Origin of the sequence: Brenneria sp. g21c3, assembly GCF_040240345.1 — a bacterium.
Classification (GTDB): Bacteria; Pseudomonadota; Gammaproteobacteria; order Enterobacterales; family Enterobacteriaceae; genus Brenneria.
On sequence record NZ_JBEIAB010000001.1, the window covers coordinates 19,837 to 34,432 of the forward strand.

A 14,596-nucleotide genomic window follows, 5' to 3' on the forward strand; every position below is an offset into this window, starting at 1 on the left:
CATGCAAATACTGTTGGTCGATCTTGATCGCCGTCGCGCAGCATGTGCGACGTTTCGCGTTACTGGCATCCGGATTTGAGGTAAGTAATCGGCTGATTTTCGCTGCCGCCGGGCAAGGTGTAATCGACCAGACACTGCTGCTGCGCGCCGCCGCCCCATTCAACTTTCAGCGTGCCGTTTTTCGGCAAGCCGGACAGGAACACCTGGCCGTTATCGCCGACGATGCCGGTGTAGTCACTGTCGGTACGCGTCACTTGCGCCCCGAACGGCACAATCTTGCCGTTGCGCTGTTGCAGCGTAATCAACACGCGGCTGCCCACATGGGCGTGAAAGTCCGCCAGTACCAATGCGCCGCGCGTCGGCACCACGTTCACCACCGCGTTGTCGACTTCGGTATTGGTCTTGAGCGAATCGACATCCAGCGCAATGCGGTTGGCGCGATACACGCTGGCGTAGGGGATCACCGCATAACCGCGACGGTCGGTGCGAATGCCGGTGGTATTGTTTAGTCTCACATCTTCCGCGCCAGGCGCTTTGATCAGCACATTGGTGTCGCCCAGCGGTTGACTGAGGGTGATGCCGTTGGCGTGAGCGACGATGCCGCCATCCAAGCCGTAATTAACCTGATGGTAATCTCGGTAATAGCTATAACCGACGTTGCTATTGCCGTAAGCGCCCTGATAGTTGAGGTCGGCGCCGCCGCTATAGCCGATGTTTTTATTGCCGTAGCCCTGACGAACGCTGTAATTAAGATTATTGTCTTCCAGCAAGGTGCCGCTGACGCCAGCCTGATGAACGGTGCGGTGATGGTTGTCGGCGGTGGCGTTATAGGTCGCGTAAGCGCTGTTGCTGGAACTGCTGAAGATGCCTTTGTTGCGCACGGGACTCAGCCATTCGCCAAGCGGTAACGAGAGGTTGATCGAAACCATCCGATCGCTATCGTCAAGCGCCCGGCTCTTGTTGTAGCTGTACGTCAGGTTATAACTAATGTGGTTATAGTTGCCGCTATAGCCCGCTTGCCACAGGTCGTTGGTGCGATCGCTCTGCCAATAGGTCTGCCGGTTGGCGGAAAAGAACAGCGAACCCAACCCATCGCCCAGTTGCTGAGAAATATTGGCCTGCATTTGGCTTTTCTTGGCGTGGCGCAGGTCGTAATAGTCGCGATAGACGACGCGATCGGTCACCGTATCGTCTAGGGTATAACCGCGCATATTCTTGTAGCTGGCTTCATCCAGCGTAAAGAACCCCTTGGTGGAGTAACGGTAGCCGAGCAGTTGAAAGTTGGTGCCGAATTCGTTAAGCGATTTAGCATATAAGAAACGCAGCGACTGTCCGTCATGTTCACTGTCGTCCGAGAGTCTGGTATGGGCTTGCGTGACATCCAGAGATAACGCCCCCCAATTCCCCAGGTTCTGCCCCGCGCCGATCGCCACAGATTTGTAGTCGTCCGATAATTGGCTGCCGCCATACAGCGTAGTGCCGTACGGCAATCCCCAGATCAGGGTACCCTGCGCGAATTTTGGTTTACTCTGCTGGCTAAGGTTGCTGCGGTATTCCGCCAGCGTAACGGCGTATTTAATGTGACCTTCGCGTTGCAGCAGCGGCACCGCCGAATAAGGGATGTTAAAGCTATTGACGCTGTTGTCGCTTTCAGTCACGGTCACTTGCAAATCGCCGCTCGATGACGTGGGGTACAAGTCGTTGATAACGAACGCGCCCGGCGCGACATAAGCCTGATAAATCACATAGCCGTTTTGTCGGACGGTGACCCGGGCGTTGCTTTTGGCGATGCCGCGGATCGTAGGCGCGAAACCGCGCAGGCTGTCCGGCAGCATGGTGTCGTCGGAGGCCAACTGCACGCCGCGAAATCCCAGACTGTCGAACACTTCGCCGGGCGTCGTGCTATCGCCGAGCGTCACCTGGCTGCGCCAGGGGGTAACGGCATGTTGCAGGTAGGTGCTAACGTGTTGCCAATCGCTGTTGCTGGCGTTGCGCTGCTTGCTGTAGTTCCAGGTGGAAAAGTCACGCAAACGCCAGCCCTGCCAGTTAATCCCGCTGTCTAAATTGAGAAAGTAATTGTCGCTGCGCGTATCGCCGGAGGTGTTGCTGCCGGTGAAATGGTAATTGAGCAGCGCGGTGGTGATGCCGTCGTCCCACTGCTCCGGCGGAATGTAGCCGCGCCCGTTGTGACTCAGCGCGATTTGCGGCACGCTGAGATAGAGGCGTTGCAGCCCGAAGTCGAAGGTACTCGTGGCGTCAGGGATTGCCGTCGGCAACGAGAGGCATTTATCTTTTGGCGCGTCCGCGATAGCGTTGATGCCGCCGACATTCACGCCGAACTGTTCCAGCATCGGGCGCGTCAGGCAGGCCTCCAGCCCGGTATTATCTGGAACGGATGCGGTTTTCGCGGCGGCCGGTCGGTCATGAAAGGCGACGTCGCGCGAAGCGACGAATTCGTCGTTGATATAAATATCCACACGATAAAGACCGGGCGGCTGTCCTTCACCCCGTTCAAAACGCGACAGGTCGGCAACGGCGGACGGATCGTTCGATAGAAACGATGGATTAAAATACTCTTCTGCCGATGCGCCGCCGAATGGGAGCGCGATGCTCAATATCATCGCCTGATAAAGCGGCTTCAGACGACAAGGTACAGGGATGAGCGACTGCATTCGAAAATCCTCGCTGTTTATAACGAAAACACGCCCGCGCGCGAAAATCGGGTCATTGCTTTAATCTCGGCGCCATTGGCCATGCGGAAAAATCACTTCAGCACGCCGTTCGCTTTAGGCGTATTGGCGCCGTAATCGTTGATGGTCTGATAGGTCAGATCACCGCTGGTTCCGGCCGGAAGCGGTATCGAAATGCTGCCTTTGGGCGGCACCATGGTGTTAGGCAGTTTTTTCCCGCTCCGGTAGATGTTTACCAACGTAATGTAATAAGGAGAGGGATTTTCGATATGGGCCGTCTCGCCGACGCGAGTGAAACGCAGTTGGCTTGGCGCATCGACGGGCGAAACATCCAGATTGGCGGGGCGAACGAACATTTTGATGCGGGACAAGACCGCCAGTTGCAGTACATTTTTGTCCTGAAGTTCATTTTTATCCACCGAAGGAATCGCCTTGACGTTCATCCAGAAGACAGACTCTCGGTCAGTGGGCAGCGGTTTGCCGACATACATAATACGCAGCGTGTTTTCCCCTTTGGGATTCACAACGAACAGCGGCGGCGTAACGACGAACTCGGTGGTTTTATTACCGGTGCTGTCTTCTACCCAGGACTGAATCAGAAAACGCGATTTCTCATCGCTATTATTAATAGCCAGTGATGTCTGGGGCGCGCCGGCGGGATAAATAACACGCGTTGCGCCAAGCCCGATGCCCCCGGCCTGCACGGCGTGAGAAACCGTCAACAGAGAAAGAAATACCATGCCGACGCGGGCTAATCGACGTAGCGGCATAGCATGTAATAATGGGGTATTGAACACGTTAGACCTCGTTGATGCATAAAAATAGACGCTGAACAGTCAGCTGTTTAAGGCGTTAGCGGCTGCGTTTCGGTCGGACGACAGGCGAAAATGGGAGCGACGGAGCGCCACCGCTCGGTGACGGTGAAGGGATGTCCTTGCAATAGCCCTTTTCAACTGAATCAGCCATCCCTGGCTTTATTCACGTCCTTGATACATGTTGCGAATTATTCGTACTGCCGAATTATTCGTACTGCATAGTAAAGGTGGCATCCGCATCAGCCTGACCAGGCGTTACCGTAGCCAGAGTTGATTTATAACGTGCGGTAAAGTTCAGCGTATTGGTGCCGCCGTTGACCAGAGTCTGCGCGGCGGAGAAAGTGGAACCATTTGGCGTCAGTACGCTACCTTTGCTGTCGGAAATTTCGATACCTACGCCGCCAGCGGTACCGGCGCCGCCACTGCTGATGTTGCTGGTAGCCAGTACGGTGTTGTCGCTGGTATCAGCTGAACCATTAAAGGCAACCGCTGCGGTAGTCGATACCGTGGTATCACAATCTTCCAGTTTGATAGTGAATGGCACTTTGGCGGAATAGGCCCCCACGCTGGTGAAGTTAGCGGTACGGTACTGGCCCAGGTTTACCGTCTGGTCGGCAGAATTGGTGCTGACGGCGCAGGCGGCGTTAACAATTTGGCCTTTAAAATGAACTGTACCGCCATTAACGGTTGTTGCGGCGGCAGCCAGGCCAGACGACAGCATTGATGCGCCGATCAGGGCACTGAGTAGTAATTTACGCATAAGTGACGATTCCTTATTACCAATAAAGGGCCACGTTAGTGGCTGATAAATGAATGTGGTTTATTGCCCACGAGGTTATTTCTCATCTTCCATCCTGAAATCAATATAAAAACGTGCTAAGAACGCGCTTAAATAGACTCCAGTGCAGTTACATCGAGAGAAAAGACATACACAACATCCTTGCCGCCCCTTATTATTTTCAAAAAACCGCCCCACAGACCAATCGACCAGAAAATGCCGGCAATACAAAACTAAAACGCAAAGCGAAAAACGGAAATAGAACAAAAAACCAAAGAGTGATGATTGAAACGTCAGCAGCAAAATAAAAAACTGCAAAACCACTGATAGCTCACAAAAACCTTAAATTGCAAAGTAAAATAAAAAAAACCATATGAATTGAAATATTAAAAAATTGTAAAACATCAATAAAAAACGTTATTCCACAACAACCAAGCGGCTTAAGCAGCAAATAAAAATAAATAAATTAATATTAAATTAACTAAAAAAACAGGATGAACAATAGGAAGGGAAATAAAGAAATGAAATTCATTGAAAATGATAGCGTCGCGTAACCTAATCTCTTACATTACAGAAAAAGATTAAATCACACGACCAGATCAAGTATTTATAAGATAAGCCAATATAAAAACTAGCTAAACGAGATACTTTTCAATCGCCCTCGTTCCAATTCAATCGCGTTTTCCGACTGTAATTTCTTCAAGATCCTGAAGATGGTACTTTTCGATAACGAGCTTCGCTCGGCGATATAGTTTAACACGCTGAAATGCTGTCTGACGTCCGGCGGGAGATTATGCAATGAAATCAGCATATTCCTTACGACGAAGTTCGAATCTCCGTCGTTATCGACACAAAAATCAACCAGTTGATGAAACCAGAAATTGACGATATTCAGCACGTCGTCAAACCGCTGATAGGCGGTGACCACCCTGAAAGCAAGATCGAACGGCAGACATCTTATTTTTCCATAATCCACCCTTTCGATATAGATATCATCACCGCCGAATACGGCTAAAGACCAGCCCACAACTGCCGGCGGTAAAATAACCGAGATAACTTTATTATCCCGTGTTCGCTTCATTAAAAACTCGCCCTCATCAAGAAAATAGATAAATTGCTCGCCGTCGGAGCGAAGGTGATAGCGTCGTTTTCCCTTTACAATTTCACTGGGCGTTGCTAAGCGAGCATGCGGAGAAAGCGTTCTTGTCAGACGATGTATGGATTGCTGTAGATCAACCATTCGAATAACCTTGTCAAAAATAAAACACCAGAACGTTATCCATCAGGAGTAGACCATCCTGATGAATTTCGAGCCAGTCAATAAGCGTGCTCAATTGTATTATTTAGCCATATTATGAAATGAAAAATATGACTATCTATTTCCCGCGTAATTGAATTCTACTTTGGGATATGTTGTTAACTTAAAACTATTTAAAGCAAAAGAAATAAACCATCCTCCATATTTATTTTTAATAACGACACACAGAGGAAAAACAGTTGAAGTATAGACAAAATCCTTACATTTTCTGCCAAACGAAAAAAAATAAATAAAAAAGAACATATATCTAAAAATAGAGATAAAATAGAGCAAGAAGGAGGAAAAAACAATATAAACCCAAAACGGCAGCATATAATTCGATTAATTATCGGCCAAATAGCCTCAACCAGGTGATAAAGAAGAATTATCCTATTGTCAGGTGACAAGAAATGTTAAACAGATATGTCAAATTCTGTGCCATTTTGTAGATAAATCGGCAAAGCGCCCCGGCAACCGGGTTACGCCTTGCTCGCCTTCGCTCAGCTTAAATCGACATTTTTACTGCCGAAAAACCAGGTCAATACGAACCCCGCCGCATAGGACACCAGCAATCCCGCGACGTATACCCCGATACCGGCATAAATGCCCTGCCCGGAGGTCATCAGCGGAATAGACACCACGCCGGAAGGACCGAAAACGGTATTCAGGCCGACAGGCAAGCCCAGATAGGCGACCAGACCGATGAAAAATCCCCCGGCCGCGCCGCCCAGACAGGCGGTGACAAAGGGTTTCAGCCTGGGCAGCGTGACCCCGTAAATCAACGGTTCGCCAATACCGAGAATGCCCGGAATGATCGCCCCTTTGATCTGAGTACGCAGCACCGAGCCGGCTTTCGCTCTGACGAACAGCGCCGCCGACGCCCCGACCTGCCCGCCGCCGGCCATCGCCAGAATCGGAAACAGCGAGTTAAATCCCTGGGCATCCATCAGCGCGAAATAGACCGGAACAAAGCCCTGGTGAACGCCGAACATGACGGCGATCAGGAATAACCCGGCCAGCACCGCGCTGCCAATCGGGTTGCCATTCAGATGCAAGAACAGCCATGACATCCCCTTAAACAGTTCGCCCCCGACCGGCATGATCACCACGAACGTCACCGCCCCCATAATCAGCAGAGTAATCAGCGAAGTCAGGATCATATCCAGGTTGTCGGGCATAAATTTCCGCACCGTACGCTCAACCCAGGCGCCCATAATCGTGGCGATCAGTACGCCGATAATGCTGCCTCGGGGGTCGATGGGCAGGCCGAAGAAGTTATCGATTCCCGCATAGAAGCCTACTTTGGCGTCGGGTACATAGCCCAACACAAACAGCGAAGCGATGATGGCGCCGTTCACGCCGGTGCCGCCGAACGCCTTTTGCGCGTTATGGCCGATCAGAATGCTCAAAAAGGCGAACAATCCCTTGCTGAAGACCTTCATATAACCGATGGCGCCGACCAGTCGTTGGTCGGGCGACTCAACGCCCAGCACCAGACTTTGCTCCAGCAGGGTCGCGATCCCCAACAGCAGACCGGCAGCGATAAAACCGGGGATCAGCGGCGTAAAGATAGTGGCGAACTTGGTGAAAAAGCGATGAATAGCGCTGCTTTGTTTCGCTTTGATCTGCTGCTTATTTTCCGCGGCGATCGACTTGAGATCCCGGCTCACGGCGGAATTTTCCGGCGCGTCGCGGCTTAGCCGCGCGTTCATTATGTCGGCGGCGGTTTGCGCTTTACCGGGGCCAAGAACAATCTGTAGCTGATCGTCGCCCTCAATTACGCCCATCACGCCGGCGATACGTTTCAGTTCATCGAGTTCGACCAACTCCCGGTCTTGCAGCGTTAAACGCAGTCGCGTCATGCAGTTGCCGCAAAGCGCGATATTGCCGCCGCCGCCCACATGACCGAGGATCTGTTCAATCAGGGCTTCATTTATTTTCGCCATCGTGGTGATGTCCTGTGTCGTGTAATGCCGCGCGGATAAAGCCGTTGTTGCGCTTCAGAAGCCTGCTGGCGTCAGCGGCGGAAAGATGGGCCAGCACCATGACAATCGCCGTTTTGCAGTGGTTGCCGCACTGGCTCAGCGCCTCGCTTGCGCGCTGCTGACTGCATTCCGTGGCCTGCATGACGATGTTGATCTGGCGCTGCACCAGTTTGGCGTTGGTGGCTTCGACATCCACCATCAGGTTGCCGTACACTTTGCCGCTGCGGATCATCGACCCGGTGGTCAGCATATTCAGTACCAGCTTCTGCGCCGTCGCCGCTTTCATCCGCGATGAGCCGGTCACCACCTCGGCGCCGACCACAGGCTCGATGGCGATATCCGCCAGCCGGCTCATTTCGCTATTCGGGTTACAGGTCAGCGCGACCACCGCAGCGCCCAACGTACGGGCATAGCGCATTGCCCCCAGGACGTAAGGCGTACGGCCGCTGGCGGCGATCCCCACCAGCACATCGCGGGAATTGAAATTCAGATCGCGCAGATCCTGCTCGCCCTGCGCCGCGTTATCTTCGGCATTCTCCACCGCCTGCAAAATCGCCGGATGTCCGCCGGCGATCAGGCCGACGACCTGCCCGCGCGGCGTGCCGTAAGTCGGCGGACATTCGCTGGCGTCCAGAATGCCCAGCCGGCCTGAGGTACCCGCGCCACAGTAAATCAGGCGGCCGCCGCGGGTAAAAGCGGCGCTAATCGCGTCCACGGCCTGCGCCGCCTGCGGCAATACCCGCTCGACGGCAAAGGCCACCTTTTGATCTTCGGCATTAATAACCTGAAGCATCTCCAGCGTCGGCAGCGTATCAATATTTTCACTTGCCTGATTGCGGCTCTCGGTCACCAGGTTGGATAAATCTATTTTCATAAGCGGGTTGCGTCATATTTGTACAGTAAGGAATAATTTATACCTGATAATGGGCAAATAAAATAATATTTTATTACTCTGAGACCTTCGTCGCCCATTTTGTTTTTCGTCATCGGCAACGTAAGATGGCTTGGATCAGGCGTCGGCTATGTGAGTTTCCACCATGAGATACACGCAAAAAATTATTCAGAACAAAGCGATATTTACCCCTGGCGAGCGCAAGATCGCGGATTACGTGCTGGAAAATCCGGCGGCGTTAAAACAGCTTTCCTCGCAGGGACTGGCGGCCGTACTGGGCATCAGCCAATCCAGCATTATCAAATTCGCCCAGAAACTGGGCCTGAAAGGCTTTACCAATCTTAAGCTGGCGTTAATCGAAGAGTGGGGACAGCAGGCATCGCGGCAAAAACAGCGAAGTTCGCACATTCATAACGCCATCAGCAGTGATGACAGCCTGCCGGCGATCGCCGAGAAGTTATGCGCGGAAAAACAAAAAGCGCTGCGGGATACCACCGATAGTCTTGATTTCGCCCAGCTACAGCAGGCGGTTTCGCACATCCAGTCCGCCAAACGCATTCAGATTATCGGCGTGGGCAGTTCATCGCTGGTCGCCAAGGATCTGGCCTATAAGCTGATGAAAATCGGCTATCCGGTTATGCATGAACTGGATAGCCATGTGCAGATCACCGTCGCTCAGTCCCTCAACGCCGCCGATGTGCAAATCATCATTTCATTTTCCGGTAAACGGCGGGAACTGCTGATTGCCGCCGAGGCCGCTAAAAAAAGCGGCGCGACGCTGATCGCCATTACCGCCCTGCAACATAATCCGCTGCGCGAACTGGCGGACTACACGCTGGATACCGTCGCGGATGAAACCCGCTGGCGCAGCTCTTCCATCTCCGCCAGAACGGCGCAAAACACCATTATCGACCTGCTGTTTGTCTGCCTTTTGCAGCAAAACAGCGAACAAAGCCGCCGTTTTATCAAGCAAAGCCAAACGCTGGTCGATCGGTTAAGCAAACCGAGCGCCGGATGAGAAATGAAGATGGTGAAGCCAATGTCCCCAGCAGCCCGATCAAGGCGATGCCGCCGCAGGGTACGCGCGGCAAAACAGTATTCACCGCGCGCCGTGCGATACGCTTATCCTCGATTGTAAGAGTCAACCGCAGAGTTGTAGCCGCCGATCATAAACTGAAGATCGCTCGGATCTTTTGACTCTTTAAACTGGCGGTAATAGTTAATCTCGCTATAAAGATAATTGATCACCGAATTATTCGTCACGCCGGCTTTTTTAGGATCGGAATTCTGGTCAATAAGCCGTTGCAGGCTGGCAAGATTGTCCTGCATCTCTTTGGCGATGGCATCCGCTTTGGCGACTTTATCCTTATCCTGCACATCTTCCGCCGACTCGATCAGCGAAACCAACTGTTCCGCCAGGTTCAAGCTTTTCAACTGATGATAGGCGTACATGTTGCCGCCCTTTTTCACCGCGTCCAGTTGCTTACCCTGATTCTGGTGATACACCACGTCCAGCTTCGTCTGAAAAGCGGCGTAACTCCGCAACGCCTGATTCAGTTCATTCTTAATGCGGGCGTCCGCGCTTTTCCCTTTAGCCAGATCATCTGTTTTATATTCGGCCGTGTCATAATATTGTTTTAGTTGCTGCTCTTCATTATGCAAGACTTCAAGCTGTTTCTTTAAATCGGCGGCGGCCTGAGTTAATTCAGGACTCCCCTGATAATTTAACGCCTCCGCCTTGGTATATTGCTCCATGATGTAATTATAATTAATCGGCGTGAGTTTCAGCGAATAAATGCCTGAACTATCGCCTTTATCGATATTCTGCCGTACGTAACTGCTCGCCGCACTTTCCAATCCACCGATGTTATTGAGCTGGTTGCTTATTTCAACGTAATAACCGACAGCCTGCGTCTCTTTTTGATCCTCGGACTGGCTGCTGGCGGCGGCAGTGGGCTCCTTGCCTGGCCCATCGCATCCGGCCAGACCGCACAGTAAAAGCGCGGAAAACAGGGTAGTGAGAGTAAATTTTTTTGCATTATTCATATAAGTATTCGCTTTATTTTAGCCATAGAAAGAGTATCGGAATAATAGTCTTTTCAGGCATTCTATCGCAACATCAAACGCCGCGAATTAAAGCGCTGAATTCAGGAAAATCTTATGGTATTCCCGCCGTAAAAAGAGATTAAAAATACGGCGACTATCCTGAATAATAAACTTGAAATAATTAGCTTTGCAGCGCTGAAAGTAAGGGACAAACTCGCGGGGAACATCCGGCGAGAGGCAGGCATCTCTCATTAAATCCCGATGCGCAATCCAGGGGACGGGCAAATCTTCCAGGAGCAAATACGCACGCGACTTGCCGGGCAGAGGCCTGCAAATGGGCCGGGTAATACGGCCAGCGCACCCGTCGCCTGAAGTAGGGCGAGTGGCGACATCGCCGAAAACCGACGATGTCGCGTATCGATGCTAATCGCGTTCGCCGGCATTAACCGCGCGTGTCCGCCTCGCGTACAACGTACCCCATGCCATCCCCAACACGGCCGCCGTCAGCGAACCGAGCAACACGCCGAGCTTGGCCGCGCCCAGTTGATTTGCATCGGCAAACGCCAGCATGGCGATGAAGATGGACATGGTAAAGCCAATGCCCCCCAGCAGCCCGATCAGGACGATGCCGCCCCAGGATACGCCGGGCGGTCGGTTGCATAAGCCGATCCGCACCATCAGCCAGCTTACGCCGATGATGCCCAACGGCTTTCCTATCACCAGCCCGGCCATTACGCCGACCATCACCCAATGAGCCCCCTGCGCCGAGAGATCGACGCCCTGAATGCTGACCCCGGCATTAGCCAGCGCAAACAGGGGCATAATGAAAAACGCCACCCACGGATGAAGCGCCATTTGCACCCTCATCACCGGGGGAAGCAGCTCGCGTCTGGCTACGCGCAACTGGCGGAAAGGCTGGGCCAGTCCGCTCGCATCATTATTGCGGGCGGAACGTCCCGCCAGCTCATTACCGATGCGCCGTACCTTGTCTAATGCGGACTCCTGCGTCCGCGCCGGGAATACCGGCGTGATGAGCCCGAGCACCACGCCCGCTATCGTCGGATGCACGCCCATAATCAGAAAACCGCTCCAGATGATGACGCCGGGTATCAGATAGACCAGCGCCGCGCCGACACCGATTAATTGCAAACCGAAGACCAGTAAAATCCCGGCCCCGGCGATCGCCAGCCCGCTATAGTCGAGCCCGGAGGAATAAAAGAGGGCAATCATCACGATGGCGACAAGGTCGTCGATAATCGCCAGCGTGAGCAAAAACACCCGGACATTGGCGGGAATCGCCCGCCCCAGCAGCGCAAGCACGCCCACGGCAAAAGCGATATCGGTGGCGGTGGGTACCGCCCAGCCGTGATGACGCGTCGGGTCGCTGTTAAACAACACATAGATCAACGCGGGCAGCGCGACGCCGCCGAAAGCGGCCACGATCGGCAGCATCGCCTGTTTGATATGACTTAGCGCGCCGGCGTGAATTTCATACCTGATTTCCATGCCGACCACTAAAAAGAAGATCGCCATCAGCCCGTCATTAATCCAGAAATGCAGCGGCTGAGAAAATGAAAACGATCCGACGGCCAGGGAAACCGGCGTATGCCATAACTGATGGTAGCTGGCGGCGAAAGGGGAATTAGCCCAGATTAAGGCGACGGCCGCTGCGGCAAGCAACACAATGCCGCTGACGGATTCGATATGGGCAAAACGTTCTAGTGCGGCGAAAGCGCGTTCGGCGAACAGACGAACGCGGGGAATTTTACGCGGTGACAGGTCGCGCCTCATAACGTGACAACTCCGCGCGGCGGCCCGACCAACGCAAAATGATAACCTGCCTGACTGTCCTATACAGCCGACACCCGGCGAAAATTTATCACGCCGCGGCGTCGGGAGGCAAGGCCGGCTATGCGACGGCAACCGCCGCGCCGCCCTCATCCTTTCGCACGACGCTAAATCCCATCGGGTGGATTCTAAACGAGAATTTTACCGACAAGGCAACAATGCCGCCGGGCGTTATAACGGCGTCACCGCGTTGACCTGATGGTGAAAGACATAAGGATCGGACAGTAATTCGAACTGTTCGTCATCGGGATAGGTCACCGCCACGGCATAATGCTCGCCGGCAAACGCCGTCACCGCCGCGATGTCCCGCCAATATGTCGCCAGGAAAAAATGTTCCCACTCTCCCTGGGTTTCACGCCTGACGAACGCGCCCAGATTACCGTCGATCCCTGCTGAATGCTGAACGCCGGTACGCTGAAGGTGTTTAGCAAATGCTTCAGCATAATCCACCGGCACGCAGCCGTGCCATGTGCGCACTATCATGTTAATCATTCCCGTTTTTTATGAAGAGATTTAACAGATTAACATGACCTTGTTGAATAATCAGAATTTGGCCACGCCCCCCTACCGGCCTCCCCTGCGAAGGGAGAGTTGGGGTGGGGTCAATCGCAGCACAGGCGATGTCTGCCGTTACCCCCACCCGGCCTCCCCCTTGCCAGGGGGAGGAGCAACTCCCTCCCCTGCGAAGGGAGGGTTGGGGTGAGATCAATCGCAGCATAAGCGATGTCTGCCGCTACCCCCTACCGGCCTCCCCCTTGTCAGGGGGAGGAGCAACTCCCTCCCCTGCGAAGGGGAGGGTTGGGGTGGGGTCAATCGCAGCACGAGCGATAAAGGTTTATTGTTGATCGAACAGCAATTATCTTTCGCCACGATCAGACTGTATCTGGAATATCAGAAGCGGATACAATGCGCCTGCATGTTTATGTCTTTTTTGTCTGCGGATTCGCCGACAAGGGCCGTTTCAGAAATAACGCAAGGCCGGTTTCTTTCGTTCCTCTATTATCAGGATTAGCTGTCGATGAAACTCAATTTTCCACTGGTGGCCTTAGCCACAGGCGCATTCGCCATTGGTACCACCGAATTCTCCCCAATGGGATTATTGCCGGTTATCGCGCGCGGAGTTGATGTCTCCATCCCCGCGGCAGGTATGCTAGTCAGCGCCTATGCCATCGGCGTGATGATCGGCGCGCCGGTAATGACCCTGCTGCTGTCGCGTTATTCCCATCGCAGCGCGTTGATTTTCCTGATGAGCATTTTCACCCTGGGAAATCTGTTATCGGCGCTCTCGCCCAACTATACGGTGCTGCTGCTTTCCCGCCTGATCACCAGCCTGAATCACGGCGCTTTTTTTGGCCTCGGATCGGTGGTCGCCGCCAGCGTGGTGAGCAGGGATAAACAGGCCAGCGCCGTCGCCACCATGTTTATGGGCTTGACCATCGCCAATATCGGCGGCGTGCCGGCGGCGACCTGGCTAGGGGAAATGATCGGCTGGCGCATGTCTTTTGCCGCGATATCCGTATTGGGATTGGCGGCGATGCTAAGCCTGCTGCTGTCGCTCCCAGCGGGAAAGGCGGGCCAGCGCCCGCAGGTTCGCCAGGAGCTGGCGGTGCTGACCCGCCCGGTGGTGGTGATGTCGCTATTGACCACCGTACTGGGCGCCGGCGCCATGTTCACCCTGTACACCTACATTTCACCGGTGCTGGCCACCCTCGCCGATGCGTCGCCGGCGTTTATCACCGTCATGTTGATATTGATCGGCGTCGGCTTTTCACTCGGCAACTATCTGGGCGGCCGCCTGGCCGATCGCTCGGTTAACGGGACGCTGAAAGGCTTTTTTCTGCTGCTGATTGTGTCGATGCTGGCTATTCCCTGGCTGGCGAGAACAGAAATCGGCGCGGCGTTCAGCATGATTGTATGGGGCATGGCGACCTTTGGCGTGGTGCCGCCGCTGCAAATGAACGTGATGCGGGTCGCCCATGAAGCGCCGGGCTTATCCGCATCGGTCAATATCGGCGCGTTTAATCTGGGCAATGCGTTAGGCGCCGCCGCGGGCGGCGCGGTGATCGCGGGCGGGCTGAGTTACGCCTATATCCCGGTCGCCGGCGCGTTGATCGCCGGCCTCGGGCTGCTGCTGGTGCTGTATTATTCCCGCGGTCAGCGCGCCCGGGCATAAGATCGCAGCCATTCGCGCTGGCGGCGTGCGGGGATAAGAAGAAATATCCGGCGTTTGGCGCGCTTCCCATCG

At 53.8% G+C, this 14,596-nt stretch carries 11 protein-coding genes; 2 read left to right on the plus strand and 9 right to left on the minus strand.

The features are described 5' to 3' along the window. Positions 1-59 precede the first annotated feature (59 nt). The 6 genes from ABRZ28_RS00100 to murQ form a co-directional block, all read right to left on the minus strand. Positions 60-2,672, minus strand: coding sequence for a fimbrial biogenesis usher protein (locus ABRZ28_RS00100; protein ID WP_330519189.1), 2,613 nt, complete (start codon positions 2,670-2,672; stop codon positions 60-62). A gap of 92 nt (positions 2,673-2,764) precedes the next feature. Beyond that, on the minus strand, positions 2,765-3,430 hold the full coding sequence (locus tag ABRZ28_RS00105) for a fimbria/pilus periplasmic chaperone (protein ID WP_413556140.1): 666 nt from the start codon (positions 3,428-3,430) through the stop codon (positions 2,765-2,767). 280 nt (positions 3,431-3,710) lie between these two features. Further along, on the minus strand, positions 3,711-4,265 hold the full coding sequence (gene fimA / locus ABRZ28_RS00110; protein ID WP_319603868.1) for a type 1 fimbrial major subunit FimA: 555 nt from the start codon (positions 4,263-4,265) through the stop codon (positions 3,711-3,713). Between the two features lie 649 nt (positions 4,266-4,914). After that, positions 4,915-5,364: a helix-turn-helix domain-containing protein gene (locus tag ABRZ28_RS00115; RefSeq protein WP_330519190.1), complete on the minus strand. Its 450-nt coding sequence runs from the start codon at positions 5,362-5,364 to the stop codon at positions 4,915-4,917. A 716-nt stretch (positions 5,365-6,080) separates the two neighbouring features. Further along, entirely contained in the window at positions 6,081-7,526 is a 1,446-nt protein-coding gene (gene murP, locus ABRZ28_RS00120) for a PTS N-acetylmuramic acid transporter subunit IIBC (RefSeq protein ID WP_319603866.1), read from the minus strand. Beyond that, on the minus strand, positions 7,510-8,439 hold the full coding sequence (gene murQ / locus ABRZ28_RS00125) for an N-acetylmuramic acid 6-phosphate etherase (RefSeq protein ID WP_319603865.1): 930 nt from the start codon (positions 8,437-8,439) through the stop codon (positions 7,510-7,512). Before murQ ends, murP begins: the two co-directional genes overlap by 17 nt. 163 nt (positions 8,440-8,602) lie before the next feature. On the opposite strand from murQ, the gene ABRZ28_RS00130 reads away from it, so the two are divergent. Continuing rightward, positions 8,603-9,475: an SIS domain-containing protein gene (locus ABRZ28_RS00130; protein WP_330519191.1), complete on the plus strand. Its 873-nt coding sequence runs from the start codon at positions 8,603-8,605 to the stop codon at positions 9,473-9,475. Between the two features lie 104 nt (positions 9,476-9,579). Here the strand turns inward: ABRZ28_RS00130 and ABRZ28_RS00135 are convergent, their stop codons facing one another. From ABRZ28_RS00135 to ABRZ28_RS00145, 3 genes are all read right to left on the minus strand, one after another. Further along, positions 9,580-10,503 (minus strand): DUF3829 domain-containing protein, encoded by a 924-nt coding sequence (locus ABRZ28_RS00135; RefSeq protein WP_319603863.1) that lies wholly within the window; start codon positions 10,501-10,503, stop codon positions 9,580-9,582. Positions 10,504-10,926: 423 nt separating this feature from the next. Further along, the gene (nhaA, locus tag ABRZ28_RS00140) at positions 10,927-12,294 is read right to left on the minus strand and encodes a Na+/H+ antiporter NhaA (protein ID WP_319603862.1); all 1,368 of its coding nucleotides are present in this window, start codon (positions 12,292-12,294) and stop codon (positions 10,927-10,929) included. A 228-nt stretch (positions 12,295-12,522) separates the two neighbouring features. After that, a complete protein-coding gene (locus tag ABRZ28_RS00145) occupies positions 12,523-12,834 on the minus strand; it encodes a hypothetical protein (protein ID WP_319603861.1) in 312 nt (103 codons plus the stop codon). Between the two features lie 535 nt (positions 12,835-13,369). On the opposite strand from ABRZ28_RS00145, the gene ABRZ28_RS00150 reads away from it, so the two are divergent. Continuing rightward, positions 13,370-14,524: an MFS transporter gene (locus ABRZ28_RS00150; RefSeq protein WP_319603854.1), complete on the plus strand. Its 1,155-nt coding sequence runs from the start codon at positions 13,370-13,372 to the stop codon at positions 14,522-14,524. Positions 14,525-14,596: the final 72 nt, after the last annotated feature.